Below are 26,113 nucleotides of genomic sequence, written 5' to 3'. Positions count from 1 at the left end.
GTGACGGCAGCCGCAGAAGCTGCCGGCCACCCACCACAGAGGTGGCGCACCGCCCAGCCGGCCGCAGGCTACCCGTTGCTCGCCGCCACCCACCGCTCCAGCACCCGCCGAGCCGCCCCCGAGTCGATCGACTCGGCGGCGCGCTCCATCCCGGCACGGATCTGCTCCGACAGCGAGCCCTCGCCCGGCGAGAAGGCCACCAGGGCCGCCGCCGAATTGAGCAGTACGGCGTCCCGTACTGGCCCGGTCTCGCCGGCCAGCAGCCGGCGGGCCACATCGGCGTTGTGGGACGCGTCGCCGCCCCGCAGCGCCTCGACCGGTACCAGCTCGATCCCGACGTCCCGCGGGTCGAAGCTCTCCTCGCGCACCGCACCGTCCCGCACGACCCACACCCGCGACGTCGAGGTCGTCGTCAGCTCGTCGAGCCCGTCGTCGCCGCGGAACACCAGCGCGGACGAGCCGCGCTCGGCCAGGACGCCGGCCATGAGCCCCGCCATGCGGGTGTCGAAGCAGCCGATCGCGGAGGCGGTGACCCGGGCGGGGTTGGTCAGCGGGCCGAGGATGTTGAACGAGGTCGCAATGCCCAGATCCCGCCGGACCGCACCGACGAACCGCATCGAGGGGTGGAACTTGGCCGCGAAACAGAAGGTGATCCCGGCCTCCTCGACCACCTGTGCCACCCGCGAGGGCGCCAGGTCCAGGTTGATGCCGAGCTTCTCCAGCACGTCGGACGAGCCGCTCGCCGAGGACGCGGCCCGGTTGCCGTGCTTGATGACCTTGGCCCCGGTCCCCGCGATCACGATGGCGGACATCGTGGAGATGTTGACCGTCTTGGCCCGGTCGCCGCCCGTACCGACGATGTCGACGGCGGGCCCGGGGATGTCCAGCGGCTGCGCGTGCGCGTACATCGCCTCGACGAGACCGGTGATCTCCTCGACGGTCTCTCCCTTGGCCCGCAGCGCCACCATGAAGCCCGCGATCTGGGCGTCCGAGGCCTCGCCGCTCATGATGCGGTCCATCGCCCACGCCGTGTCACCGGAGCTCAGGTCCTGCCCGGCGAGGAGTGCGCTCAGTACCTCGGGCCAGGAACGGCCCGCCGCGGTGTTGCCTCCTGCGGGGGTCACAGCGCTCATATGCCGCTCCTGGAGTTCTGCCCGGGCGGCCGCTGGTACGCGCGGAGATCCCGGCGGCACATCCCGCCCAGGGCCCCGCACGAGGCCCGCCCCGGGTCTCGTATACGTATAGGACCCACCCTATCCAGGCCCGGACACGGCAAAGAGCCCCGTCCAAGCAATGGACGGGGCTCCTACCGTGGCGACCCTCAGGTCAGAGCTCTGTGATCAGTGGTGGCCGTGGCCGCTCGTGATCTCCTTGAACTCCTCTACGGTCGGCTTGGGGATCTGCTGATCCTCGCCGTAGTAGTTGTTCGAGAGCTTGGCCCGGAGCTTCTCCGTGGCCGGGATCTTGCGCTCCACGCCGTGCTCGTCGACGGCCGGGCCGATCTCGACGGGCTCGTACTGGTCGTGCGCGGTGAGGGTGTGCAGCTGCTCCTGGCTGAGCGGCTCGTGGATCTCGATGAACTCACCGTGCGGCAGGCGCTTGATGATGCCGGACTCGCGTCCGTGCAGCACCTTGTCCCGGTCGCGGCGCTGCAGGCCGAGGCAGATCCGCTTGGTGACGATGAACGCGATGACCGGTGCGACGAAGAACGCGATCCGGACGAACCAGGTGACGGCGTTGATCGACAGGTGGAAGTGCGTGGCGAACAGGTCGTTGCCACCACCGATCAGCATCACGCAGTACCAGGTGATCCACGCGACGCCGACGGCCGTACGGGTCGGGGCGTTGCGCGGGCGGTCCAGGATGTGGTGCTCGCGCTTGTCGCCGGTGACCCAGGACTCGATGAACGGGTAGACCGCGATCGCGGCAAGCACCAGCGGGAAGATCATCAGCGGCACGAAGACGCCCAGGACGAGCGTGTGGCCCCAGAGGTTGATCTCCCAGCCCGGCATGGCACGGATGAGGCCCTCGGAGAAGCCCATGTACCAGTCGGGCTGCGCACCGGTGGACACCTGGTCCGGACGGTACGGGCCCATGGCCCAGATCGGGTTGATCTGCACCAGCGCCGCGATGGCCGCGATGACACCGAAGACCAGGAAGAAGAAGCCTCCGGCCTTGGCCATGTAGACCGGCAGCAGCGGCATGCCCACGACGTTGTTGTTGGTCCGTCCGGGGCCCGCGAACTGCGTGTGCTTGTGGTAGAAGACCAGGATCAGGTGGGCCACCACGAGGCCGAGCATGATGCCCGGCAGCAGCAGGATGTGGACCGAGTAGAAGCGGGCCACGAAGTCGCCGCCGGGGAACTCGCCGCCGAACAGGAAGAACGACAGGTACGTGCCGACGATCGGCACGGACAGGATCGCGCCCTCCATGAAGCGGACACCGGTGCCGGAGAGCAGGTCGTCCGGCAGCGAGTAACCGGTGAAGCCGGTGAACATGCCGAGGACGAACAGCAGGAAGCCGAACACCCAGTTGATCTCACGCGGCTTGCGGAACGCGCCCGTGAAGAAGACGCGCATCATGTGCACGAACATGCCCGCGAGGAAGACCAGCGCCGCCCAGTGGTGGATCTGCCGGATGAGCAGACCGCCGCGGACGTCGAAGCTGATGTGCATCGTCGAGTTGAAGGCCTCGGACATCAGCTGTCCCTGCAGCGGGACGTAGCTGCCGGTGTACTCCACCTCGTTCATTGACGGGTGGAAGAACAGCGTCAGATACACACCCGTGAGGATGATGATGATGAAGCTGTAGAGGCAGATCTCGCCCAGCATGAAGGACGGGTGGTCCGGGAAGACCTTGCGCAGGTTGGCCTTGGCCAGGGAGTAGATCCCCAGCCGGCCGTCCGCCCAGTCAGCGACGCGCTCGCCGGCCGGTGCCTTGCGACGTGCGTCATTGGTCGTCGTAGTACTCATCCGCGCTCCCAGAAGGCAGGACCGACGGGCTCGTCGAAGTCGCCGAGCGCCTCGAGGTAACCCTCGTCATTCACACCGATCCGCAGCTGCGGCAGCGCGTGGCCGGCCGGGCCGAAGATCACTTGGCCACCGTCGGAGAGGTCGAAGGTGGACTGGTGGCACGGGCAGAGGACGTGGTGCGTCTGCTGCTCGTACAGCGAGATCGGGCAGCCCACGTGGGTGCAGATCTTCGAGTAGGCCAGGATTCCCTGGTGCGACCACTCGAGGGTCTGCTTGCTCTTGATGTTGTCCGGCTGGATCCGGACGAGCATCAGGGCCGCCTTGGCGATCTGCGTCTGGAAGTCGTGGTCGTGCTCCTCCAGACCCTCCGGCTTCGCGAAGGTCAGCGAACCGACGGCGATGTCCGAGGGACGCATCGGCTCGTTGGTGTTCTGGTTGACCAGGAGCTTGCCCTTGGACCACAGCGTGTGGCGGAGCTTGTCCTCGGGCAGCGGGCCCAGGTCGCGCAGCAGCATGACACCGGAGAGCGGTACCAGGGCCAGCGCGCCGAACATGGTGTTGCGGATCAGCTTGCGCCGACCGATCACCGACTCCTCGGCGCCCTTCTTGAAGTCGGCGATGACCTTCGCCTTGACCTCGGCCGGGGCCTCGATCGCGTGACGCTCGTCGATGATCTCCACGTCGGACATCAGGGTGCGGGCCCAGTGGACCGCGCCCGCGCCGATGAGGAACAGCGCGACGCCGAGGGTCAGGCCCAGCGCGAAGTTGAGCGCGCTGATGTGCCCGATCGGCCAGACGTAGATGGCCTTGTCCACCGGGATGGCCACGTACGAGGCGATGAAGCCGATGGTGGCCAGCATGGACAGCACGAACATGAAGGCGACCGTGCGCTCGGAGCGCCTGGCGGCCTGCTCGTCGATGTCCTGGATGCGGTGCTCGTGGGGCGGCAGCCCCGGGTCGGCGAACGGGTTCTCCTCGTCCGCGACCGCTACGGCGGCACCGTGCTCGTCCTGCGCGGTCGGCAGGTTCTCTTCTGGAATGTCTTGGCTACTCATGACTTCTTGGCCTTTGCGGTCCGAGCGGCAACCCAGATGGCGACGGCGACCAGGGCGCCGAGACCGAAGATCCAGCCGAACAGGCCCTCACTGACCGGCCCGAGGCCGCCCAGGTTGAGGCCGCCCTTGTTCACGGTCTGGTCGCTGTTGACCGCGTCGAGGTACGCGATGATGTCCTTCTTGTTCTTCTCGGTCATCGTCGTGTCCGGGAAGGACGGCATGTTCTGCGGGCCGGTCAGCATGGCCTCGTAGATGTGCTTCGGGCTCACGTCCGCCAGGCTCGGCGCGAACTTCCCGTGCGTCAGCGCGCCACCCTCACCGGTGAAGTTGTGGCACTGCGCGCAGTTGGTACGGAAGAGCTCACCACCCCGGGCGATGTCGGCACCGTCGGGGCTGTACTGGTCCGTGGTGGGGATGGCCGGGCCGGCTCCCAGGGATGCGATGTACGCAGCCAGCTGGTCGATCTCGGCCTGGGTGTAGATGGTCTTCTTCTTCGGCACCTGGGCGCCGGGCTGCTGGGCCGGCATACGGCCGGTGCCGACCTGGAAGTCGACCGCGGCGGCACCGACACCCACCAGGCTCGGGCCGTCGGAGGTGCCCTGACCACCCGTCCCGTGGCAGCTGGCGCAGCCCACCGAGTAGAGCTTCTTACCCTCGTCGATGGCGAGGGACTGGGAGGTTTCGTCGGCCTGTGCCTTGTCCGCGGGCGCGAACACGGCGTACAGCCCCCCGGTGGCCGCCAGCGCGAGGAGTAGGACGACGACTGCCGCCAGCGGATGGCGTCGTCGTGCGGAGAGCTTTTTCACGGATTACCCCGGTGTCAGGATTTTCTGCGTCGATGCTTCAGGGATGGATCGGTTGTCGAGAACGATCCGATTACTTGATCAAGTAGATCGTGGCGAAGAGGCCGATCCAGACGACATCGACGAAGTGCCAGTAGTAGGACACGACGATCGCGGCGGTCGCCTGCTCGTGGGTGAACCTCCGGGCCATGTACGTCCTGCCGAGAACCAGCAGGAAGGCGATGAGACCGCCCGTCACGTGAAGGCCGTGGAAGCCGGTGGTCAGGTAGAACACGGAGCCGTACGGGTCGGAGGAGAGCGAGAGCCCGTCCTTCTTGACCAGTTCCGTGTACTCGAAGACCTGACCGCCGATGAAGATCGCACCCATGATGAAGGTGACGATGAACCACATCCGGAGCTTCTTCACGTCACCGCGCTCGGCGGCGAACACGCCGAGCTGGCAGGTGAGGGAGGAGAGCACCAGGATCGTGGTGTTCGTCGCCGAGAACGGAAGGTTCAGCGCGGACGCCATTTCCTTCCAGTGCGCGGGACCGGTCACCGATCGCAGGGTGAAGTACATCGCGAAGAGGGCCGCGAAGAACATCAGCTCGGAACTCAGCCAGATGATGGTTCCGACGCTGGTGAGGTTCGGCCGATTGACCGACGGGTGCGCGTGCCCGGTTTCTACTGTCGTTGCTGTCGCCACGACCGACATTATGTCGGTCGCTTATCCAGCCCTCACGACGGGGGGTGCCGTTCGGAGTGTCCCCCGGGTGTGTGCAGCCCATACGGCCCATTGGAGGGCCCCTCGCGACGGGTGTTGACGGGCGGTTGCAACAGGTGTTGACGGGCGGTGCAAGGGAGTAGCATCCGGCGCAACGGCATACGAAGAGTTCCCGACCAAAGACGCGGAGGAACAATGCAGCCGACGGCCACGGTGCTGGTCTACAGCAACGACGCGAGCACCCGCGAACAGGTCCGGTTGGCGACCGGCCGAAGGCCGGCCGCGGACGTTCCCACCGTCGAGTTCATCGAGTGCGCGACATTTCCCGCCGTCCTGAAGCAGCTGGACCGGGGCGGCATCGACGTGTGCGTGCTGGACGGTGAGGCCGACCCGGCGGGCGGCATGGGCGTGTGCCGCCAGATCAAGGACGAGATCTTCCGGTGTCCGCCGGTGCTGCTGCTGATGGGGCGGCCGCAGGACGCCTGGCTGGCCACCTGGAGCCGCGCGGACGCGGCGGTGACGCTGCCCGTGGAGCCGGTGGAGTTCGCCGAAGCGCTGGCCGGTCTGCTGCGCAGCAGGCGGGCCGTGGGCGCCTGACGGCGCAGGCGGGCCGTTGGGGGCCGCCGGCCCCCGTGGGTCGTGCCCGCGGGGCGTGTCAGGCGCCCTCGGGGGTCATACGCCAGGGCGCAGCCGCGCCATTTCCGCCGGAGTGGCGGCCTCGGCCGTCCCGCCCAGCACGGCGCTTCCCGCGCGCCAGTCCTTCCAGCTGACGTTCCAGTCGCCGAAGCCGTTGCCGAACGGGTCCATCTGGGCGCCGTTGCTGTTGACGACCTTGACGATGTCGCCCTGGTTGAAGGTCCGGAAGAACCAGGCCGCGTTGGCGGTGCTCATGCCGGTACATCCGTGGCTGACGTTGGCCGAGCCCTGGGAGCCCACCGACCAGGGCGCGGCGTGCACGTACTCACCGCTCCAGGTGACGCGCGTCGCGTAGTACACGGGCAGGTCGTACGAGTCCGAGCTGCCCGCCGCGATGCCGACGGTGCTGCTCCGCATACGGACGAGGTAAGACTTTTCGAGCACCACCTTGATGCCGTTGCGGGTCTCGAAACCCGGCTTGCCGGTGGTGACCGGGATGGTGTTGATCACTTTGCCGTTGCGGTAGACCGTCATGGTGTGGGTCGCGGCGTCCGTGACGGCTTCCAGGCGGTCGCCGATGGTCAGTCTCACCGATGTCGACGGGCCTCCCCAGAGGTGGTCGCCGACCTTGATGCCCTCGAGGGCGCTGTGCACGTCGACGATGGTGCCCGGGGCCCAGTACTGCTCGGGCCGGTAGTGCAGCGTCTTGTCGTCGACCCAGTGCCAGGCGCCCTGCACGGCGGGTTGCGCGTCGACTCTGAGGGCGCCCTCCACGACGGCTCTGGCGGCCTTGTCCTTCACGGGGGCGCTGAGTTCCGCGGTGATCGGCTGGCCCACGCCGTACTTTCCCGACTCGGGTCCGAAGGTGACCTGCAGCCGTTTCTTCTGGTCGGCCGGGCCTGTCTCGAAGGTGAGGACCTTGCGGCCGGGTGCGCCCTCACCGTTCTCGGTGCTCACCTGGACCGTGTAGCGGGTGCCTGCGGCAAGGGGGGTGGTGCTGTGCCAACGCGTGCCGTCGGCGGACAGTTCGCCCGGGACGTAGCGCCCTGACGCATCGGTGGCGGTGACGTCGGTGATGCGTCCTGCCCCGCCCTTGGTGGTGATCTCCAGGGGCTTGTCGGGGTCTGCCTTCTGGTTCCCCGATGGGCCGTTGAAGACGATCTGGTCCGCTGCGTCGAACGGCTGTGCTGAGAGCGGGTTGCCGTCGAAACTACAGGAAACGGCGGTGGCGCCGAACGCGACCACCAGCGCGGTGCAGCTTATGACCGAGCGGATTCGCGAAGTGTGGCTCATGGACTCACGCTAGAAAGCTTCGTCATCCGTAGCTCGTCATGTAACCCGTACGGGTGTGTTCGTTGCTGCATACGAGCGAGGCCCGGACACTCCTCACGGTGTGTCCGGGCCCCTCTGCGTTGTGATCGTGTTATTGGTTCTGGTTCTCGCCGCGGTAGTACTCGAAGACCCAGCCCCACAGGCCGAGCATGATGATCGGCGCCGAGAAGAACAGCAGCCACCAGCCGAAGATCACGCCGAGGAAGGCGAGCGAGCCGCCGATGCCCAGCGCGAGCGGCTGCCAGCTGTGCGGGCTGAAGAAGCCCACCTCACCGGCGTCGTCCGCGACGTCGGCCTCCTTGTTGTCCTGCGCACCCGCGTCGACCCGCCGGGCCGTGAAGGCCAGGTAGTAGCCGATCATGATGGACAGGCCGAAGGCCAGGAAGAGCGCCGTCGTACCGGCCGGCTCCTTCGACCACACGCCATAGACGATCGCCATGACGAGGATGAAGAGGCTCAGCCAGATGAACATCTTGCCTTGGATCTTCACTTGCCGGCCTCCTTCTCACCGGAGATGGCGCTGCCACCGTGACCGGCGTGAGCGAGCGGCTCGAGAGCGGCGATCTCGGGGTGGTGCAGGTCGAATGCCGGGGATTCGGAACGGATCCGGGGCAGCGTGAGGAAGTTGTGCCGCGGCGGCGGGCAGGACGTGGCCCACTCGAGCGAGCGGCCGTAGCCCCACGGGTCGTCGACGCCGACCGGCTTGCCGTACTTGGCCGTCTTCCAGACGTTGTAGAAGAACGGCAGGATCGACAGGCCGAGCACGAACGAGCTGATCGTGGAGATGGTGTTCAGCGCGGTGAAGCCGTCGGCGGCGAGGTAGTCCGCGTAACGACGCGGCATGCCCTCGGCGCCCAGCCAGTGCTGGACCAGGAACGTGCCGTGGAAGCCCACGAACAGCGTCCAGAAAGTGATCTTGCCGAGCCGCTCGTCCAGCATCTTGCCGGTGAACTTCGGCCACCAGAAGTGGAAGCCGGCGAACATCGCGAACACCACGGTGCCGAACACCACGTAGTGGAAGTGCGCCACCACGAAGTACGAGTCGGAGACGTGGAAGTCCATCGGCGGCGAGGCCAGGATGACACCGGTCAGACCACCGAAGAGGAAGGTGATCAGGAAGCCGATCGACCAGAGCATCGGTGTCTCGAAGGACAGCGAGCCCTTCCACATCGTGCCGATCCAGTTGAAGAACTTCACACCGGTCGGGACCGCGATGAGGAACGTCATGAAGGAGAAGAACGGCAGGAGCACACCGCCCGTGACGTACATGTGGTGCGCCCACACCGTCACCGAAAGACCCGCGATCGAGATCGTCGCCGCGATCAGACCGATGTAACCGAAGATCGGCTTACGCGAGAAGACCGGGATTACTTCGGAAATGATTCCGAAGAATGGTAGGGCGATGATGTACACCTCTGGATGGCCGAAGAACCAGAAGAGGTGTTGCCACAGTAGTGCGCCGCCGTTGGCCGCGTCGAAGACGTGCGCTCCGAACTTGCGGTCCACCTCGAGCGCGAACAGCGCCGCCGCGAGTACCGGGAAGGCCAGCAGGACCAGGACACCGGTCAGCAGGACGTTCCACACGAAGATCGGCATGCGGAACATGGTCATGCCGGGGGCGCGCATGCAGATGATCGTGGTGATGAAGTTGACCGAGCCGAGGATGGTGCCGAAGCCGGAGAAGGCCAGACCCATGATCCACATGTCGGCGCCGACGCCCGGCGAGCGGACCGCGTCCGACAGCGGCGAGTAGGCGAACCAGCCGAAGTCGGCCGCACCCTGCGGGGTGAGGAAGCCGGCCACCGCGATCAGCGAGCCGAACAGGTAGAGCCAGTAGGCGAACATGTTCAGCCGCGGGAACGCCACGTCAGGGGCGCCGATCTGCAGCGGCATGATCCAGTTCGCGAATCCGGCGAACAGCGGCGTCGCGAACATCAGCAGCATGATCGTGCCGTGCATCGTGAACGCCTGGTTGAACTGCTCGTTCGACATGATCTGCGTGCCGGGACGGGCCAGTTCGGCGCGCATGAAGAGCGCCAGCAGACCGCCGATGCAGAAGAACGCGAACGACGTGGCGAGGTACAGCGTGCCGATCGTCTTGTGGTCGGTGGTCGTCATCCACTTCACCACGACGTTGCCGGGCTGCTTCTTGCGTACCGGCAGCTCGTTCTCGTACGAGTCGGCTGCGGCACCCTGGGGTTCGTTGAGGATGCTCACGTGGTCTTCGTCTCCCGGTTCTTTTCGTGCGCCGTCTGCTCGATGCCGGCCGGGACGTAACCGGTCTGGCCCGCCTTCGCGAGCTCTTCCAGGTGCTTCTGGTAGCGCTCCGGAGAGACGACCTTCACGTTGAAGAGCATCCGGGAGTGGTCGACGCCGCAGAGCTCGGCGCACTTGCCCAGGAAGGTGCCTTCCTGGTTGGGGGTCACCTCGAAGGAGTTGGTGTGGCCCGGGATGACGTCCTGCTTCATGAGGAACGGCACCACCCAGAAGGAGTGGATGACGTCACGCGAGGTGAGGACGAAGCGGACCTTCTCGCCCTTGGGGAGCCACAGGGTGGGGCCGGGGTTGCCCGTCTGGGGGTTCTTCTCGCCCGGCGTGCCGACCTCGTAGACACCGCCGGCGTTGGCCGGGAAAGCCTTCTTGAACTTGTCCGGGATCGCGGCCAGGTTCTCGTCGGTCTTGGCGTCGCCGGTCGAACCCGGCACGTCCTCGATGTAGTTGAAGCCCCAGCTCCACTGGTAGCCCACCACGTTGATGGTGTGGGCGGGCTTGGCGGAGAGCGAGAGAAGCTTCGACTCGTCGCGTGCCGTGAAGTAGAAGAGCACCGAGACGATGATGATCGGGACCACGGTGTACAGCGCCTCGAGGGGCATGTTGTACCGGGTCTGCGGGGGAACCTCGACCTTGGTGCGGCTGCGCCGGTGGAAGAAAGCACTCCACAGGATCAGACCCCAGACCAGCACGCCCGTGGCGAGCGCGGCCGCCCACGAGCCCTGCCAGAGGGAGAGGATCCGCGGAGCCTCTTCCGTGACCGGGGTGGGCATACCAAGGCGGGGGAAGTCCTTGTATGTGCAACCGGTGGCGGTCGCCAGGACCAGGCCCGCAGTCAGTGCCTGCAGCAGCTTCCGCCGCATCGGGCGCCGCGGCGAGCGGTCGGAGCCGTTGGGACTCACGTAGCGCCTTCCCGAGAGTCTCGCCCGCGCTGTTGGCTGCGGCCTTCTCTGCTGGTCGGTCGCCGCCCTGCGTCGGGCAGGGGTTTGGATGTTTATGCGGACCAAACCCTACTGGACGCTTTTTTGGGCCGCGCGGGGAGGGTGCCCAACGCGCCGCCCGACTCCCCGAAGGAGTGGGGTTTGCCGTGGGGAAGCCTGTGTGGGGCCCGGATTCGCGGCGTTCCCGACCCCCGGAATCCCGCGTTCACGGCCCCTGGAATCCCGCGCTCCGGGCGTGCCCTGACGCCTTCTCGGGCCAGGAGTTAGCGTGTTCGCGTGCCCTACTTCGACGTCGCTTCCTCGGCTCCTCTCCACCCTGTCGCCCGCCAGGCGCTGCAGGCCTCACTCGACGAGGGGTGGGCCGATCCCGCCCGGCTCTACCGCGAGGGGCGGCGCGCCAGGATGCTGCTCGACGCGGCGCGCGAGGCGGCCGCCGAGGCGGTCGGATGCCGTCCCGACGAGCTCGTCTTCACCTCGTCCGGTACGCGCGCGGTGCACTCCGGGATCGCGGGGGTGCTGGCCGGACGCCGTCGCGCCGGACGCCACCTCGTCGTGTCAGCCGTCGAACACTCGTCGGTGCTGCATGCCGCCGCGGCACATGAGGGAACGGGCGGGACGGTGACCGAAGTGCCGGTGGACCGCGCCGGTTCCGTCGCGGTGCAGACGTACGCCGATGCCCTGCGCGAGGACACGGCGCTGGCGTGTCTGCAGTCCGCCAACCACGAGGTGGGCACCGAGCAGCCGGTCGCCGAGGTGGCCGAGGTGTGCCGGGCGGCCGGGGTGCCGCTGCTGGTGGACGCGGCGCAGTCGCTGACGTGGGGCCCGGTGGAGGGTGACTGGTCGGTGCTCACCGGCAGTGCCCACAAATGGGGCGGTCCTGCGGGTGTCGGGCTGCTCGCCGTGCGCAAAGGCGTCCGGTTCGCCCCACAAGGGCCCGTGGACGAGCGGGAGTCGGGGCGCGCGGCGGGGTTCGAGAACATCCCGGCGATCGTCGCGGCGGCGGCCGCGCTGCGTGCCGTACGGGCCGAGGCGGCCGCGGAGGCTCCCCGGCTCCGGGAGCTGACGGAGCGGATCCGGGTGCGGGTGCCCGCGCTGGTGCCGGACGTGGAGGTGGTCGGCGATCCGGTGCGCAGGCTGCCGCATCTGCTGACGTTCTCCTGTCTCTATGTCGATGGAGAGACAGTGCTGCACGAGCTGGACCGGGCCGGTTTCTCCGTGTCGTCCGGTTCGTCGTGCACGAGCTCCACGCTGACGCCGAGCCATGTGCTGCGGGCGATGGGGGTGCTGAGCGAGGGCAACGTCCGGGTGTCGCTGCCGCTGGGGACGGCGGAGGAGGACGTGGAGCGGTTCCTTCAGGTGCTGCCCGGGGTCGTCTCCGACGTCCGGCGGAAGCTGGGCGCGCCCGGGGCCCCCGCCCGGGGCACCGGATCGGCGTCCCTGGTCGTCGACTCCCTCGGCAAGCTCTGCCCGATCCCCGTGATCGAGCTGGCCAAGGTGATCGGCGACGTGCCGGTCGGCGGCACGGTCACCGTCCTCGCCGACGACGAGGCGGCCCGCCTGGACATTCCCGCGTGGTGCGAGATGCGGGGGCAGGAGTACGTGGGCGAGGAGCCGGCGGAGCGGGGGGCGGCGTACGTCGTACGCCGCCTGAGCTGAGCCTTGGCCCCGGAGGCGAACCGAGCTCTAAGAAATCAGGTGCGCCTGGACCTCGGCGGCCGCCTCGTGGCCGTACGCCTTGGTGAAGCGGTCCATGAAGTGGCCGCGGCGCAGCTGGTACTCCTGGGTGCCGATCGTCTCGATGACCAGCGTCGCCAGCATGCAGCCCACCTGGGCGGCCCGCTCCAGGCCGACGCCCCAGGCCAGGCCGGAGAGGAAGCCGGCGCGGAACGCGTCGCCGACGCCGGTCGGGTCGGCCTTGATCTCCTCCTCGGGGCAGCCGACCTCGATGGGGTCCTCGCCGTCCCGCTCGATGCGCACGCCGCGCGAGCCGAGCGTGGTGACGCGGTGGCCGACCTTGGACAGGATCTCCGCGTCGGTCCAGCCGGTCTTGGACTCGATGAGCCCCTTCTCGTACTCGTTGGAGAAGAGGTACGCGGCCCCGTCCAGCAGTATCCGGATCTCCTCCCCGTCCATGCGGGAGATCTGCTGCGAGAAGTCGGCGGCGAACGGGATGCCGCGGCTGCGGCACTCCTCGGTGTGACGCAGCATCGCCTCCGGGTCGTCGGCGCCGATCACCACGAGGTCGAGGCCGCCGACCCGGTCGGCGACCGCCTTGAGCTCGATCAGCCGGGCCTCGCTCATCGCGCCCGTGTAGAAGGAGCCGATCTGGTTGTGGTCGGCGTCGGTGGTGCAGATGAAGCGGGCGGTGTGCAGCACCTCGGAGATCCGGACGGAGGCGGTGTCGACGCCGTGCCGGTCGAGCCAGGCCCGGTACTCGTCGAAGTCGGCGCCGGCGGCACCGACCAGGATCGGCTTGGTACCGAGCTGCCCCATGCCGAAGCAGATGTTGGCGCCGACACCGCCACGGCGTACGTCTAGGGCGTCGACCAGGAAGGAGAGGGAGACCGTGTGCAGCTGGTCGGCGACCAGCTGGTCGGCGAAGCGGCCGGGGAAGGTCATCAGATGGTCGGTGGCGATGGAGCCGGTGACTGCGATACGCACGGCGAGGACACGCTCCTGCGGGGATGGGTGGGTGCGCACGAAGCGCTCTGCACGGACTGGTCGGATTGGTTGGTGTGGGGGCACCCCCAGCGGTAGCTGGGGGGGGATGGACGACGGTTTCACGCTACCGGGTCGGCGCACCCACGCTGAAGTGGCAAAACTACCGGATGGTAGGGCTTTGTCGGCGCGGCTCGCGCTGCATACGGTTTCGTTATGACGAACTTCAGGGTCAGGGAATCCGCTCCGCTCGACGGTCCGCTCGACCTGGAAGGCGGGCTCGCCGCGCTGCGCGGCGACTGCGCCCGGATGGTCCCGCACTGGGTCGCGCCCGCCGAGGAGGCTCCCCGGCCCGTGTCGCCGTCCCGCATCCACGGTGTCGTCGTTCCTCCGAAGTCCGCGCGGCTCGTGGACGCGATGCCGGATTACGGCGACTGAGCGACGGCTTACGGCGACCGAGCGACGCCGAGGGAACCGCCCGCTCGTCCGCTGCGTCCCATCGCTGTCCCCCGTGAGGGGGATGCGGACTACGCCCCCTGCCCTGCCCGGACCGGATTCCGGGCGACGGCCGGAGGGGCTCCAGGGACGACAGTGAAGTCGAAGGAGCGATGCGGTGAGCACCGAGCGACCCGACAACGACGCGGCCGTTCCACGTCGGCGGCGTACCCCGCTGGCCGTCGCCTCGGTCGCGGCCGCAGTGCTGCTGGCCGGTGGCGGCGGGGCCTACTTCGCCGCGACGGCGTCGGGCGGTGACGGCGGCAAGGAGTCCGGTGCCCCGTCCGGGAACGGGAGCACTCCGCCTCCGCTCGCCCTGGACGGCTATACGGAGAGCTCCGGCGAGGGCATCGCTCCTGGCGAGCCCGACCCGAACGGCGTGACGTACCGGGCGGCGGGCAGCCTCCCCGACGGGCCGGATTCGGCCGCCGTGTACCGGACGCGGGGTGAGGTCAGCGCGTCCGATGTGACGCGGCTGGCGAAGGCGCTCGGCGTCGAGGGCACCCCGAAGGTGTCGGCCGGGGCCTGGCGGGTGGGTCCGGCGAAGGACGGCTCGGGTCCTTCGCTGCAGGTCACCAAGCAGGCGCCGGGCACCTGGACGTTCACTCGGTACGCCCCCGGCGCGAGCGACGACTGCGAGAGCGCCACGAAGTGCTCCGGTACTGCCGCCACCACGGGGGGCGAGGGCGACGCGGTCAGCGAGCAGGTCGCGCAGAGGGCCGCCGCTCCCGTGCTGAAGGCCCTCGGTCAGGACGACGCCAAGATGGACGCGCGTCAACTCATGGGGGCGGTGCGCGTGGTGAACGCGGACCCGGAGATCGGCGGGCTGCCGACGTACGGCTGGTCGACCGGTATCCAGGTCGGCGCGGACGGCCAGGTGGTGGGCGGCAGCGGCCGGCTGGTGAAGCCGGTGAAGGGCGACACGTACCCGGTGATCAGCGCCCAGGAGACGCTGGGTCTGCTGAACAGGTCGGCGACCGGGGGCGGTCGCGTCGGCATCGGGGGCTGCGCCAGCGCCGTACCGCTGGAGGGACAGGAGACGAAGGACGCGCCCTGTGACAGCACCGCCTCCCCCGCGACGCCCCAGACCGTCGCCGTGCGGGGCGCGACGTTCGGGCTCGCGGTGAACTTCGTGGACGGGCGGCAGACGCTCGTTCCGTCATGGCTGTTCGAGGTGCGGCCGAAGGGGGCCGCTGACAGCTTCACGATCACCTATCCGGCGGTGGACCCCGAGTATCTGAGGGCGCCGGAGACTCCCGGCACGGAGCCGGCCGCCCCCAGTCCGCGGCCGAGCACCCCGGGCGGCGGGGACGAGTCGGGCAGCACCCCGCGGGGCGTGCACATCGAGTCGTACAGCGTGGACGGGCGGTCGCTGACGCTGCTCTTCTGGGGTGGCGTCTGCAGCGACTACTCGGCGTCGGCGAGCGAGAGCGCGAACCAGGTGACCGTGACGGTGACCGAGACGCCGCAGGAGCCGGGCAAGGTCTGCATCATGATCGCCAAGGAGCTCAAGGAGACGGTGACGCTGGAGAAGCCCCTCGGCGACCGGAAGGTCGTGGACGGGACCGGGGGTGGGACAGTGCCGCGGAAGTAGCGGCTCCGGCGCCGCTGGCGGCTCTCGGCGACGCGCAAGGCGGCGGCCCCCTGTTCGGAGGGGCCGCCGCCTTTCGTCATGCGTCGATCCTCTCCGCCTCCGGCCGGAAGCGGTGGGATCAGCCGGCTCAGCTGAAGGAGTCGCCGCAGGCGCAGGAACCCGTCGCGTTCGGGTTGTCGATCGTGAAGCCCTGCTTCTCGATGGTGTCGACGAAGTCGATCGAGGCGCCGCCCAGGTACGGAGCGCTCATCCGGTCGGTGACGACCTTGACGCCGCCGAAGTCCTTGACGACGTCGCCGTCGAGCGAGCGCTCGTCGAAGAAGAGCTGGTAGCGCAGGCCGGAGCAGCCGCCGGGCTGAACGGCGACGCGCAGCGCCAGATCGTCACGGCCTTCCTGGTCGAGCAGGGCCTTGACCTTCGCCGCGGCGGCGTCGGACAGGATGATGCCGTCGCTGACGGTGGTGGTCTCGTCCGATACGGACATCTACATCTCTCCCGGGTTGTACGGAGACTGCTTGCCGACGGTTGCAACCGGCGAGGCCGCGGATTCATTCCGGGCCGAGCGCACTGTCTTCGACTTTTCCTTCGCTTGCTGACCTCATGCTCGCACATGGAATCGCGAAGCGGCACGGGACGTTGTGGACGCTCGGCCGGTGGACCCGGGGCTGTCCAGAGGCAGCCTCCAGGCCCCCTCCGGTAATGCGTCACATCGACGCGATGGCCGTCGTCAAACTGACGTGAACCAGTTATGATAGATAGCGTCATTTCGACGAAAAGGCGAAATCCCGCAGTCTCCGCTTGATCCAACCGAACCAAGCGAGCCGCAGAAAAGAAAGGGTGCGTGTCGTGACCACCGCCCAAACCCGTCAGGAGCTCGACGTCCAGCCGACGCCCCTCGCCCTGCTGCTGCTCGGCCGCGAGGCCGACCCCAGGAGCGAGCGCGGTGTCGAATGCCCCGGCGACCTGCCCCTGCCGTCCGACCCGGACCTGGTGGAGCGCGCCCGGGCTGCCAAGGAGAAGCTCGGCGACAAGGTCTTCGTGCTCGGCCACCACTACCAGCGCGACGAGGTCATCCAGTTCGCGGACGTCACGGGTGACTCCTTCAAGCTGGCCCGCGACGCCGCCGCGCGCCCGGAGGCCGAGTACATCGTCTTCTGCGGTGTGCACTTCATGGCCGAGTCCGCCGACATCCTGACGGGCGACAACCAGAAGGTCGTCCTGCCGGACCTCGCGGCCGGCTGCTCCATGGCCGACATGGCGACGGCCGAGCAGGTCGCGGAGTGCTGGGACGTGCTGACCGAGGCGGGCATCGCCGAGCAGGTCGTGCCCGTCTCGTACATGAACTCGTCGGCCGACATCAAGGCGTTCACCGGCAAGCACGGCGGCACGATCTGTACGTCGTCCAATGCCGAGCGGGCTCTGGAGTGGGCCTTCTCCCAGGGCGAGAAGGTCCTCTTCCTGCCGGACCAGCACCTGGGCCGCAACACCGCCGTGCGCGACCTCGGCATGACGCTCGACGACTGCGTCGTCTACAACCCGCACAAGCCGAACGGCGGGCTCACCGCGGAGCAGCTGCGCGACGCGAAGATGATCCTGTGGCGGGGCCACTGCTCGGTACACGGACGGTTCAGCCTGGACTCCGTGAACGACGTGCGCGAGCGCATCCCCGGCGTGAACGTCCTGGTCCACCCCGAGTGCAAGCACGAGGTCGTCGCGGCCGCCGACTACGTGGGCTCGACGGAGTACATCATCAAGACGCTGGAGGCGGCGCCGGCCGGGTCCAAGTGGGCCATCGGCACGGAGCTGAACCTGGTCCGCCGCCTGGCCAACCGTTTCACGGACGAGGGCAAGGAGATCGTCTTCCTCGACAAGACGGTGTGCTTCTGCTCGACGATGAACCGCATCGACCTGCCGCATCTGGTGTGGGCGCTGGAGTCCCTGGCCGAGGGCAACCTCGTCAACCGGATCGCGGTCGACCGGGAGACGGAGCAGTTCGCCAAGCTGGCGCTCGAGCGGATGCTGGCGCTTCCGTAAACGTCGCTGCATGTACAGCTGCATGTATATGCGTGTGGGGCGGGCTTCCCAAGCCCGCCCCACACGCATTTCTCGATGGCCCCATCGAGGATTCGCCGTTCAGTGCGCCCGCACTAACGGTCAGCTCTCCGCGACGGCCTCCTGTGCTGCGCTGATCATCCGCAGGTGGGCGGCATTCAACTTCCCGAGGTCCACCTTGTGATCAGCGATCATCTTGTCCTGGATCTCGCTCTCCGCCCGGAACCAGGCATCGAGGAGCCGGGTACGGGTTTTGCACGAGTAGTCCGCCTTGGCAGTCGATATCTCTCGGCGGGTGACGCTTTCGCCCTGAAAGGCCTTGTCGCCCATGGCCGCCAGCGGTGAATCGTATGTGTACCCGGCGCTCTTCATGCACGCGGACCAGTCCTTCGTGGCCCGCACCACCCGGGGATCCTTGAGAGAAGACTGGAAGCTGCTGTTCGCGACGGTCCTGGCGGCTTCCGACCCGGCGGGGGACTCGTTCCCCTTCCGCAGACTTTTCACCGCCTCGCCCCGACAGCCGTTCTCGGGAACAGTGGCACCCCGGTACTTCTTCGCCACGCCGCCGGATCCGGTGCCGTACAGAACGAGACGAGTCGTCGCGTCGACGTCCTCCGCACCGCTTTCCGGTGACTCGTCCGCAGGAAGGTGGTAGCCGTAGCGTGCCGCGTCTTTGGCGCTGGATATGCCGTAGCGACGGTCCGAAGAATACGCGGGGACCGATGGCGGCTCAGCGCGGTAGTCGATCCCGAACCTGGCCATGCATTGTTCCGTCAGCTTGCCTTCGGCGGCGTCTATGGCAGCCAACTCCGCATTGCTGAAGCTGTATTTCGCGATGGGGAGTCTGAAGGTGTAGGCGGATTCCGGCACGGCCGATTCGGAACCGGGGGAAGGCGAGGCCGGTTCGGTCACGCTCGGCTCGGTCGGACGTGCCCCCGGGCCGTCGTCTGCGGCGTTCTGCGCGGACGACGAGCAGCCCGACAGCAGAAGAAGGGACGACAGCCCGGCAACTACCGCCACCGACCGGCTGCACAGCGCCGAAAAAACCGACCGAGTCCTCGTTCCCACCCCGAAACCCCTCAGAAAAATCGAGGACCCCGTGCGGAGACAGGAAGAACCCGCCCCCGCACGAGGACCGCAGAATCTGCACCAGCGGCTTCCGGAGCCGCTCAGAACACGTAGCAGTCAGTCCTCGACGAGTTCCACTTGAAAGAGGCGTTCTCGTTGTACGTGTTGTGCAACTGCTTGGTGTACGAGTAGTCGGCGATCTTGTCGCAGGCGCCGCCGTAGTTGCTGTTGTAGAAGATCGTGGCAGCGTAGGCGCTGTCGTTCGTCGCCGAAGCGGCGTTGTTCTTGACGGCCTGCCCCTGCCCGGACCCGGAGCTCAGGAACGTGTAGCCGGCGAAGTCGGCGACATTGCTTCCCCGGAAGGAGGTCGAGGACCCTCCTTGATTGCTGTTGTAGAACAGCACGAGGCAGCTCGAGCCGATGATGCAGCCCGACCCCGCGTCCGCCTGTGCGGCCGGTGCGCCGGCAATCATGGCGGCGGCCACAGCAGGCACCGTAAACGCAGCCGCAGCTCTCTTTCGGAACGCACCCACAAATATCTCCCCAGTACGTGGACGGTGAACTCGTGACCACCGCCGCCTGATCGTCGCCGGAGGTTGTAGTCCTCGCGATCATGCGAAGTCAAGCGATCGGACATTCAGGGCGCGTGATCCAAACACCGAAAAATGGGAGGGCGCCCCTCGTGCAGAGGGGCGCCCTTTTTTCTCGTACAGCCGTCAGACCTGCGCGGGCTCCGGTTCGCCGGACTCCGCGACCGTCGGCTCGGCCGGACCCCCGGCCTTCTTCGCTCGCTTGGCCGCCTTCTTCTTGGCCCTGCGCTCCTTGCGGAGCTCGATCATCGCGTACAGCGTCGGGACCAGCAGCAGGGTCAGCAGCGTCGAGGTGATCAGACCACCGATCACCACCACCGCGAGCGGCTGGGCGATGAAGCCGCCCTCGCCCGTGATGCCGAGCGCCATGGGGAGCAGCGCGAAGATCGTCGCCAGGGCGGTCATCAGGATCGGGCGGAGGCGGTGGCGGCCGCCCTCGATGACCGCCTCGACCGTGCTGTAGCCCTGGGCCCGGTACTGGTTGATCAGGTCGATCAGCACGATCGCGTTGGTGACCACAATGCCGATCAGCATCAGCATGCCGATCATCGCCGGGACGCCCATCGGGGTGCCCGTGACGATCAGCAGGCCGATCGCGCCGGTCGCCGCGAACGGGATGGACACCAGCAGGATCAGCGGCTGGACGAGCGACCGGAACGTCGCGACCAGCAGCATGAAGACGATCGCGATCGCGGCCAGCATCGCCAGGCCCAGCGAGGCGAAGGCGTCGTCCTGGTCCTGCGAGACGCCGCCGATCGACGCCGTGGCGCCGGCGGGCAGCTTGAGCGCGTTGATCTTCGTCTGGAGGTCGGCGCTGACCGCGCCCGTGTTGTCGCCGGTCGGCGTGGCCGTGATCGTCGCGGCGCGCTGGCCGTCGATACGGGTCATCGAGACCGGGCCGTCGACGAGCTTGACGTCCGCGATGTCAGCGAGCTTCACGCCCGGGCCGACCTGCAGCTTCTTCAGCTCGGACAGCGTGTCCGCGGGCTTCGCCGAGCGGATGACGATGTTCCGCTCGGTGTCGTCGAGGACCGCCTTGCCGGTGGTGGTGCCGCGCACCGCCTGGGCGACGGCCTGGCCGAGGGTCGAGTCGTTGAAACCGGCCGCTGCCGCCTTGTCGTTGGCCTTCACCGAGATCCGCGGCACCGACTGGGAGAGGTCGCTGGTGACGTCCGTGACGTCGTCGAGCGTGGCGACCGAGTCGCGGACCTCCTCCGCGGCCTTCCGCAGGACGTCCGCGTCGGCGGCCTTGACCACGACGCTCAGGTCCTGGCTGCCGAAGCCGTCGCCGGCCGAGATGGTCGTCGTGCCGATCCCGGAGAGCTTGCCGAGCCCCTCCTCGATACGGGCCTGGACGTCGTCGTACGACGCCGAGTCCGCCAGCTTGACCTGGTACGACGCCTGGTTGGTGTCCGTACCGCCGCCGAACGCCGCCATGAAGCCGGAGGAGCCGACGGTGACCTGGTAGTCCTCGACGCCCTCGACGCCGTCGAGCATCTTCTCGATCTTCTTCGCGGACGCGTCGGTCTTCGCCAGGCTGGTGCCCGGCTTCAACTCCTGCTTGACCGTGAGGACTTCCTGATCCCCCTGGTCGAAGAAGTTGGTCTTCAGCAGGGGCGCCATGCCGAAGGTGCCGATGAGGATCACGACGGCGATGGCCAGGCTGGTGAGGCGGCGGCGCGTCGCGAAGCGCAGCACGGGGACGTAGAGGCGCTGCAGCCGACTGCGCGCCTCCTTCTCCTCGGCCTTGCGGCGGGCCTCCTCCGGGTCGGCGTCCCGCACGTCCTTGGGGGCCCGCAGGAACCAGTACGACAGGACGGGCACGACCGTCAGCGACACCAGCAGCGAGGCGAGCAGCGCCGCCGTGACCGTCAGCGAGAACGGGCCGAACAGCTGGCCCACCATGCCGCCCGTCAGACCGATGGGCAGGAAGACCGCGACGGTGGTGAGGGTGGAGGACGTGACCGCGCCCGCGACCTCGCGCACGGCCTTGAGGATCGCCTCCTGGCGCTCCTCGCCGTAGCCGAGATGCCGCTTGATGTTCTCCAGGACGACGATCGAGTCGTCGACGACGCGGCCGATGGCGATGGTCAGCGCGCCGAGCGTGAGCATGTTGAGGGACAGGTCGCGCGTCCACAGGACGATGAGCGCGAGGACGACCGACAGCGGGATCGACACCGCGGTGACCAGCGTCGAGCGGATCGACGCCAGGAACACCAGGATGACGAGGACGGCGAAGACCAGACCGAGCGCGCCCTCGGTGGTCAGGCCCTCGATGGACTTGGAGACCGCGGGGCCCTGGTCGCTGGCGACGGTCAGCGTCGCACCGGAGCCGAGGTCCTTGCGGAGGTCCGGCAGCTTGTCCTTGACCGCGTCGGAGATGGCGACCGCGCTGCCGTCGTGGTCCATGGTGACCATGACGGCGAGGCTGGGCTTGCCGTTCGTGCGCGTGATGGAGGTCGCGGCGGAGGGCTCCTGCTGCACGGTGGCGACGTCGCTCAGGCGTACGGGCTTCTTGGCGCCCTGGCCCGTGACCATCAGGTCCTTGATCTGCTGCAGCGAGGTGAAGCCGCCGCCGACCTGGACGGTGCGGTTGGCGCCGTCCTCGTCGAAGGAGCCGGCCGGGACCGTCGCACCGCCGGCCTGCAGGGCCTGGCCGAGCGCCGCCGAGGTCAGACCCGCGCGCGCCAGCTCGGCGTCGTCCGGCGTGACCGTGACCTGGAGGTCCTGGACACCGTCGACCGTGACCTGGCCGACGCCGTCGATGTCGTCGAGGGCCGGTACGACGGTCCTGTCGAGCTGGTCGGCGAGCGCCTGCTGGTCCTTGTCGGAGGTGACGGCGAGGACGACGGTCGGGATGTCGTCCGTGGAACCGGCGACGACCTGCGGGTCGACGTCGTCGGGCAGCTGGGCTCGGGCCCGGTTCACGGCCTGCTGGACGTCGGCGACGAGCTGCTGGGTGCCGTTGCCGTAGTCGAAGGAGGCCATGATCAGGGCGTTGCCCTCGCTGGCCGTGGAGGTGATGCCGGTGACGCCGTCGACGGCCTTGATGGTGTTCTCGAGCGGCTCGACGACCTGCTTCTCGACCACATCCGGAGACGCGCCCTGGTACGGCGCCAGCACGGACACCACGGGCAGTTCGATGGAGGGCAGCAGCTGCTGCTTGAGCTGCGGGATGGCGATGGCACCGAAGACGATCGCGACGATCGACATCAGCCCGATCAGGGCACGTTGAGCGAGGCTGAACCTGGACAGCCAGGACATGGGGACGGTCTCTCTTCTGTGGCTTACGCGGCAGGAGAGGGCGCGACTCGGCGCCCGGTCCTATCACCCTGCGGCATCCCCCGGGCCCGATCCGTCGCCCCCAGGTCCCCATTCCTTATCCGGCGCATACTGCGGTCGCAGTACGCGCCGTACACCCTCGGGTCCAGCTTCGCGCCCCGGCGGTCCCGCACGTCCCAGGACGACCAGGACGTCCGTGGATGACCTCGACATATCCGGGCTCCCCGGATGTCACATCACGTCGTTCTCGGCCGGACCAGACCCGATTCGTAGGCGATGACCACGAGTTGTGCCCGGTCGCGGGCCCCGAGTTTGGCCATGGCGCGGTTGACGTGCGTCTTGACGGTGAGCGGGCTGACCTCGAGCCGTTCGGCGATCTCGTCGTTGGAGTGGCCGCCGGCGACCTGGACCAGCACCTCGCGTTCCCGGCTGGTGAGCGCCTCCAGGCGTTCGGCGTGGACGGGGTCGCCGCCGCCCTGCGTACCGTCGCCCTGCGCCAGGAACCTGGCGATCAGCCCCTTGGTGGCCGCCGGGGACAGCAGGGCCTCTCCTCCGGCCGCGACCCGGATGGCGCTCAGGAGCTCCTGGGGTTCCGCGCCCTTGCCGAGGAAACCGGAGGCGCCGGCGCGCAGCGACTGCACCACGTACTCGTCGACCTCGAACGTCGTCAGCATGACCACCCGCACCTGCGTGAGAGCCGGGTCGGCGCTGATCAGCCGGGTGGCGGCGAGGCCGTCCGTACCCGGCATGCGGATGTCCATCAGCACGACGTCAGCGGACTGCTCCTTGGCCAGCCGGACCGCCTCCGCACCGTCCGACGCCTCGCCGACGACCTCCATGTCGGGCTCGGAGTCGACGAGCACACGGAAGGCGCTGCGCAGCAGTGCCTGGTCGTCGGCGAGCAGCACCCGGATGGTCATACGCGGTTCCCCGTCTGCGTCTCGGTGTGAAGCACTGTCGGTGTCTGCGGCTCTTCCGTGGCCTGGCGCGCACGGCCCTGGACCGGCAGGATCGCATGGACGCGGAAGCCGCCCCCGGGACGGGGTGCCGCGGTGCAGCTGCCGCCGAGCGCGGTGGCCCGCTCGCGCATGCCGAGCAGCCCGTGCCCGCCGCCGTCCTGGGGCGTCTCGTCGTGGCCCGGACCGTCGTCCAGCACGGTGACCTCGAGCTCGGCCCCTACGCGTATGACGCTGACCTCGGCCTTGGCGCCGGTGCCCGCGTGCTTCTGCACATTGGTGAGCGCCTCCTGGATGACGCGGTACGCGGCGAGGTCCACGGCCGCGGGCAGTGCCGTGCCGAGATCGTCGCGGGCCACCTCCACCGGCAGGCCCGCGTGCCGGAAGGTGTCGACGAGTTCGTCGAGGCGATGCAGACCCGGCGCGGGCTCGGTGGGCGCCTCGGGGTCGCCCGTCTGCCGCAGCAGACCCACGGTGGCGCGGAGTTCGCCCAGTGCGGAGCGGCTCGCCTCGCGTACGTGGGCGAGGGCCTCCTTGGCCTGGTCGGGCCGCCGGTCCATGACGTGCGCCGCGACCCCGGCCTGGACGTTGACGAGCGCGATGTGGTGCGCCACCACGTCGTGCAGATCGCGGGCGATGCGCAGCCGCTCCTCCGCGACCCGGCGCCGGGCCTCCTCCTCGCGGGTCCGCTCGGCCCGTTCGGCGCGCTCCCGGATGGCCTGGACGAAGTCGCGGCGGCTGCGGACCGCGTCTCCCGCGGCCGCGGCCATACCGGTCCAGGCGAAGACGGCGATGTTCTCCTGCGCGTACCAGGGCAGCGGGCCCGCGAGCATTCCGGCCGCCGTCAGCACGGTCATGGTGGGCAGGGCGACCCGCCAGGTGGTGGACCGGTCGGTGCAGGCGGCGACGGTGAAGAGCGCGACGACCGCGGACATCGTCACCGGGGTGCGCGGGTCGCCGGTGACCAGCTCCACGAGGGACACGGCACCGGTCACGGCCAGCACGAGCATGGGGCGCGCCCGGCGGAAGACCAGCGCGGCCGCGCCGAGCAGCATCAGGGTGAGGCTGAGCGCGTCGGGCGTGCGGGTGCCCCAGGTGGGGCGGCCGTGGTGGCCGGGGTCGGCGAAGGAGCCGACGATCATGCAGGCGAGGACGGCGGTGGCGAGGATGGCGTCCCAGGCCCGGGGGTGGGCCTGGGGCCAGGCCCTTGCCCCGGTCCAGGGGCCTGGGCTCTGGGGAGTGGTCACGTTCAGCCACGGTACGGGGCCCTGGCGGGCGGCGGAACGGGGGCTTGGGTGCCCTTTCGGTTTCGGGTGCCCCCGTCGTGGGCGAGGTGCGGATGCCCTCGCCCGGTCCGGGCCTACAGCCGAGGTGCTGTGCGTCGTGGGGTTGTGCCCACCCTCCCCCATTGCGTTAAGGGCATGGGAGGTACCCCCAATGCCCCTGCGGAACGATTGCCCACAGCTGGGCTCTAGCCCGGGATCAGGCCGTCGTCGCTCAAGAGCTCCCGGACTTCCTCCAGGGTGGCGTCGGAGGACGGGAGGATCAGTTCCGAGGGTTCCAGAGAGTCGTCCGGGAGGGGGGTGCCCAGTTCGCGGACCTTTTCCAGGAGCGCGTGCAGGGTCTCGCGGAAGCCGGGGCCGTCGCCGCGCTCCATCTCGGAGAGCAGCGCCTCGTCCAGCTTGTTCAGTTCGGCGAAGTGGCTGTCGGCCAGCTTCACCTGCCCCTCCCCCATGATCCGTACGATCATGTCGCCCTCCTCGGACGTGAGCGAGACTCGCGGGGTGGCTACTGCTTGTCGAAGCGCGGGGTGTCCTGCTGCTGGGACTGCTGCTGTCCCTGGCCGGTGCCGCCCTCGATCGCCTGCTGCTGCGAACCCCCGGCCAGCTCGGCCTTCATGCGCTGCAGTTCCAGCTCTACATCCGTACCACCGGAGAGCCGGTCCAGCTCGGCCTGGATGTCGTCCTTGGCCATGCCGGTCGGGTCGTCGAGGGCGCCGGAGGCCAGCAGCTCGTCGATCGCGCCGGCCCGCGCCTGGAGCTGCGCGGTCTTGTCCTCGGCACGCTGGATCGCCAGGCCGACGTCGCCCATCTCCTCGGAGATCCCGGAGAACGCCTCGCCGATCCGGGTCTGCGCCTGGGCCGCGGTGTAGGTGGCCTTGATGGTCTCCTTCTTCGTACGGAAGGCGTCCACCTTCGCCTGCAGCCGCTGGGCCGCAAGGGTGAGCTTCTCCTCCTCACCCGACAGCGTCTGGTGCTGCGTCTCCAGGTCCGTCACCTGCTGCTGGAGAGCAGCGCGGCGGGAGAGCGCTTCGCGGGCCAGGTCCTCGCGACCCAGCGCGAGCGCCTTGCGGCCCTGGTCCTCCAGCTTGGACGACTGGGTCTGGAGCTGGTTGAGCTGCAGCTCCAGGCGCTTGCGCGAGGTCGCCACGTCGGCGACGCCGCGGCGCACCTTCTGCAGCAGCTCAAGCTGCTTCTGGTACGAGTAATCGAGGGTCTCGCGCGGGTCCTCGGCCCGGTCCAGGGCCTTGTTCGCCTTCGCGCGGAAGATCATCCCCATACGCTTCATGACACCGCTCATGGGCTTCGCGCGCCCCCTTCTGACGGACTCCAGCTCCCAGGTCTTCAACAGAACCCACAGTACGGGCCCTGCCTCCATTACCGCACTGTTCGGGGACCGATGCGCTCATCCCCAAGGACGACTGC

The 26,113-nt window shown here is 68.6% G+C and carries 23 protein-coding genes; 5 read left to right on the top strand and 18 right to left on the bottom strand.

Annotation, left to right across the window (positions count from 1 at the left end):
- Positions 1-68 precede the first annotated feature (68 nt).
- From trpD to ctaE, 5 genes are all read right to left on the bottom strand, one after another.
- Complete coding sequence (gene trpD / locus ACWD4J_RS01570) at positions 69-1,133, bottom strand: anthranilate phosphoribosyltransferase (RefSeq protein ID WP_451393230.1); 1,065 nt, start codon at positions 1,131-1,133, stop codon at positions 69-71.
- Positions 1,134-1,340: 207 nt separating this feature from the next.
- Positions 1,341-2,972: a cytochrome bc1 complex cytochrome b subunit gene (qcrB, locus tag ACWD4J_RS01565; RefSeq protein WP_451393229.1), complete on the bottom strand. Its 1,632-nt coding sequence runs from the start codon at positions 2,970-2,972 to the stop codon at positions 1,341-1,343.
- Positions 2,969-4,027: a cytochrome bc1 complex Rieske iron-sulfur subunit gene (gene qcrA / locus ACWD4J_RS01560; RefSeq protein WP_451393228.1), complete on the bottom strand. Its 1,059-nt coding sequence runs from the start codon at positions 4,025-4,027 to the stop codon at positions 2,969-2,971. The genes qcrB and qcrA overlap by 4 nt, the downstream gene beginning before the upstream one ends.
- Entirely contained in the window at positions 4,024-4,833 is an 810-nt protein-coding gene (gene qcrC / locus ACWD4J_RS01555; protein WP_451393227.1) for a cytochrome bc1 complex diheme cytochrome c subunit, read from the bottom strand. The genes qcrA and qcrC overlap by 4 nt, the downstream gene beginning before the upstream one ends.
- A 70-nt stretch (positions 4,834-4,903) precedes the next feature.
- Positions 4,904-5,524, bottom strand: a complete 621-nt coding sequence (gene ctaE, locus ACWD4J_RS01550) for an aa3-type cytochrome oxidase subunit III (RefSeq protein WP_451393226.1) — start codon at positions 5,522-5,524, stop codon at positions 4,904-4,906.
- Positions 5,525-5,728: 204 nt separating this feature from the next.
- On the opposite strand from ctaE, the gene ACWD4J_RS01545 reads away from it, so the two are divergent.
- Positions 5,729-6,130: a hypothetical protein gene (locus tag ACWD4J_RS01545; RefSeq protein ID WP_451393225.1), complete on the top strand. Its 402-nt coding sequence runs from the start codon at positions 5,729-5,731 to the stop codon at positions 6,128-6,130.
- Positions 6,131-6,205: 75 nt separating this feature from the next.
- On the opposite strand, the gene ACWD4J_RS01540 is transcribed toward ACWD4J_RS01545, so the two are convergent.
- The 4 genes from ACWD4J_RS01540 to ctaC all read right to left on the bottom strand — a co-directional run bounded on the left by ACWD4J_RS01540 (position 6,206) and on the right by ctaC (position 10,674).
- Complete coding sequence (locus tag ACWD4J_RS01540) at positions 6,206-7,462, bottom strand: Ig-like domain-containing protein (protein WP_451393224.1); 1,257 nt, start codon at positions 7,460-7,462, stop codon at positions 6,206-6,208.
- Positions 7,463-7,592: 130 nt separating this feature from the next.
- Complete coding sequence (locus tag ACWD4J_RS01535; protein ID WP_451393223.1) at positions 7,593-7,991, bottom strand: cytochrome c oxidase subunit 4; 399 nt, start codon at positions 7,989-7,991, stop codon at positions 7,593-7,595.
- Entirely contained in the window at positions 7,988-9,718 is a 1,731-nt protein-coding gene (gene ctaD, locus ACWD4J_RS01530) for an aa3-type cytochrome oxidase subunit I (protein ID WP_451393222.1), read from the bottom strand. Before ctaD ends, ACWD4J_RS01535 begins: the two co-directional genes overlap by 4 nt.
- Positions 9,715-10,674: an aa3-type cytochrome oxidase subunit II gene (gene ctaC, locus ACWD4J_RS01525; RefSeq protein ID WP_451393221.1), complete on the bottom strand. Its 960-nt coding sequence runs from the start codon at positions 10,672-10,674 to the stop codon at positions 9,715-9,717. Before ctaC ends, ctaD begins: the two co-directional genes overlap by 4 nt.
- A gap of 315 nt (positions 10,675-10,989) precedes the next feature.
- Between ctaC and ACWD4J_RS01520 the strand changes: the two genes are divergently transcribed.
- On the top strand, positions 10,990-12,369 hold the full coding sequence (locus ACWD4J_RS01520; RefSeq protein WP_451393220.1) for an aminotransferase class V-fold PLP-dependent enzyme: 1,380 nt from the start codon (positions 10,990-10,992) through the stop codon (positions 12,367-12,369).
- A 27-nt stretch (positions 12,370-12,396) separates the two neighbouring features.
- Here the strand turns inward: ACWD4J_RS01520 and ACWD4J_RS01515 are convergent, their stop codons facing one another.
- Positions 12,397-13,374: a carbohydrate kinase family protein gene (locus ACWD4J_RS01515; RefSeq protein WP_451393219.1), complete on the bottom strand. Its 978-nt coding sequence runs from the start codon at positions 13,372-13,374 to the stop codon at positions 12,397-12,399.
- Between the two features lie 213 nt (positions 13,375-13,587).
- On the opposite strand from ACWD4J_RS01515, the gene ACWD4J_RS01510 reads away from it, so the two are divergent.
- Positions 13,588-13,809 (top strand): hypothetical protein, encoded by a 222-nt coding sequence (locus ACWD4J_RS01510; protein ID WP_451393218.1) that lies wholly within the window; start codon positions 13,588-13,590, stop codon positions 13,807-13,809.
- 175 nt (positions 13,810-13,984) lie between these two features.
- A complete protein-coding gene (locus ACWD4J_RS01505) occupies positions 13,985-15,460 on the top strand; it encodes a hypothetical protein (RefSeq protein WP_451393217.1) in 1,476 nt (491 codons plus the stop codon).
- A gap of 127 nt (positions 15,461-15,587) precedes the next feature.
- Here the strand turns inward: ACWD4J_RS01505 and ACWD4J_RS01500 are convergent, their stop codons facing one another.
- Positions 15,588-15,944: an iron-sulfur cluster assembly accessory protein gene (locus tag ACWD4J_RS01500; RefSeq protein ID WP_028805207.1), complete on the bottom strand. Its 357-nt coding sequence runs from the start codon at positions 15,942-15,944 to the stop codon at positions 15,588-15,590.
- Between the two features lie 353 nt (positions 15,945-16,297).
- Between ACWD4J_RS01500 and nadA the strand changes: the two genes are divergently transcribed.
- On the top strand, positions 16,298-17,494 hold the full coding sequence (gene nadA, locus ACWD4J_RS01495; protein WP_451393216.1) for a quinolinate synthase NadA: 1,197 nt from the start codon (positions 16,298-16,300) through the stop codon (positions 17,492-17,494).
- Between the two features lie 120 nt (positions 17,495-17,614).
- On the opposite strand, the gene ACWD4J_RS01490 is transcribed toward nadA, so the two are convergent.
- The 7 genes from ACWD4J_RS01490 to ACWD4J_RS01460 all read right to left on the bottom strand — a co-directional run bounded on the left by ACWD4J_RS01490 (position 17,615) and on the right by ACWD4J_RS01460 (position 25,988).
- Positions 17,615-18,532, bottom strand: coding sequence for a hypothetical protein (locus ACWD4J_RS01490; protein ID WP_451393215.1), 918 nt, complete (start codon positions 18,530-18,532; stop codon positions 17,615-17,617).
- 149 nt (positions 18,533-18,681) lie between these two features.
- Entirely contained in the window at positions 18,682-19,065 is a 384-nt protein-coding gene (locus ACWD4J_RS01485) for a peptidase inhibitor family I36 protein (protein WP_451393214.1), read from the bottom strand.
- A 231-nt stretch (positions 19,066-19,296) separates the two neighbouring features.
- A complete protein-coding gene (locus ACWD4J_RS01480) occupies positions 19,297-22,434 on the bottom strand; it encodes an efflux RND transporter permease subunit (RefSeq protein ID WP_451393213.1) in 3,138 nt (1,045 codons plus the stop codon).
- Between the two features lie 254 nt (positions 22,435-22,688).
- The gene (locus tag ACWD4J_RS01475; protein WP_451393212.1) at positions 22,689-23,372 is read right to left on the bottom strand and encodes a response regulator; all 684 of its coding nucleotides are present in this window, start codon (positions 23,370-23,372) and stop codon (positions 22,689-22,691) included.
- Complete coding sequence (locus ACWD4J_RS01470; RefSeq protein WP_451393211.1) at positions 23,369-24,655, bottom strand: sensor histidine kinase; 1,287 nt, start codon at positions 24,653-24,655, stop codon at positions 23,369-23,371. Before ACWD4J_RS01470 ends, ACWD4J_RS01475 begins: the two co-directional genes overlap by 4 nt.
- 224 nt (positions 24,656-24,879) lie before the next feature.
- Positions 24,880-25,158: a PspA-associated protein PspAA gene (pspAA, locus tag ACWD4J_RS01465; protein ID WP_451393210.1), complete on the bottom strand. Its 279-nt coding sequence runs from the start codon at positions 25,156-25,158 to the stop codon at positions 24,880-24,882.
- A 38-nt stretch (positions 25,159-25,196) separates the two neighbouring features.
- A complete protein-coding gene (locus ACWD4J_RS01460; protein ID WP_451393209.1) occupies positions 25,197-25,988 on the bottom strand; it encodes a PspA/IM30 family protein in 792 nt (263 codons plus the stop codon).
- Between the last annotated feature and the right edge of the window lie 125 nt (positions 25,989-26,113).

The sequence above is a fragment of the Streptomyces sp. NPDC002577 genome, assembly GCF_053594815.1.
This window is presented reverse-complemented; position numbering and strand designations above follow the sequence as displayed.

Bases quoted from the DNA above. Each gene is read 5' to 3' on its own strand.
- ACWD4J_RS01510 (WP_451393218.1), top strand. From the start codon at position 13,588: ATGACGAACTTCAGGGTCAGGGAATCCGCTCCGCTCGACGGTCCGCTC.
- qcrA (WP_451393228.1), bottom strand. From the start codon at position 4,027: ATGAGTAGCCAAGACATTCCAGAAGAGAACCTGCCGACCGCGCAGGAC.
- ACWD4J_RS01540 (WP_451393224.1), bottom strand. From the start codon at position 7,462: ATGAGCCACACTTCGCGAATCCGCTCGGTCATAAGCTGCACCGCGCTG.
- ACWD4J_RS01480 (WP_451393213.1), bottom strand. From the start codon at position 22,434: ATGTCCTGGCTGTCCAGGTTCAGCCTCGCTCAACGTGCCCTGATCGGG.
- ctaE (WP_451393226.1), bottom strand. From the start codon at position 5,524: ATGTCGGTCGTGGCGACAGCAACGACAGTAGAAACCGGGCACGCGCAC.
- trpD (WP_451393230.1), bottom strand. From the start codon at position 1,133: ATGAGCGCTGTGACCCCCGCAGGAGGCAACACCGCGGCGGGCCGTTCC.
- ACWD4J_RS01500 (WP_028805207.1), bottom strand. From the start codon at position 15,944: ATGTCCGTATCGGACGAGACCACCACCGTCAGCGACGGCATCATCCTG.
- ACWD4J_RS01460 (WP_451393209.1), bottom strand. From the start codon at position 25,988: ATGAGCGGTGTCATGAAGCGTATGGGGATGATCTTCCGCGCGAAGGCG.
- ACWD4J_RS01545 (WP_451393225.1), top strand. From the start codon at position 5,729: ATGCAGCCGACGGCCACGGTGCTGGTCTACAGCAACGACGCGAGCACC.
- qcrB (WP_451393229.1), bottom strand. From the start codon at position 2,972: ATGAGTACTACGACGACCAATGACGCACGTCGCAAGGCACCGGCCGGC.
- ACWD4J_RS01475 (WP_451393212.1), bottom strand. From the start codon at position 23,372: ATGACCATCCGGGTGCTGCTCGCCGACGACCAGGCACTGCTGCGCAGC.
- pspAA (WP_451393210.1), bottom strand. From the start codon at position 25,158: ATGATCGTACGGATCATGGGGGAGGGGCAGGTGAAGCTGGCCGACAGC.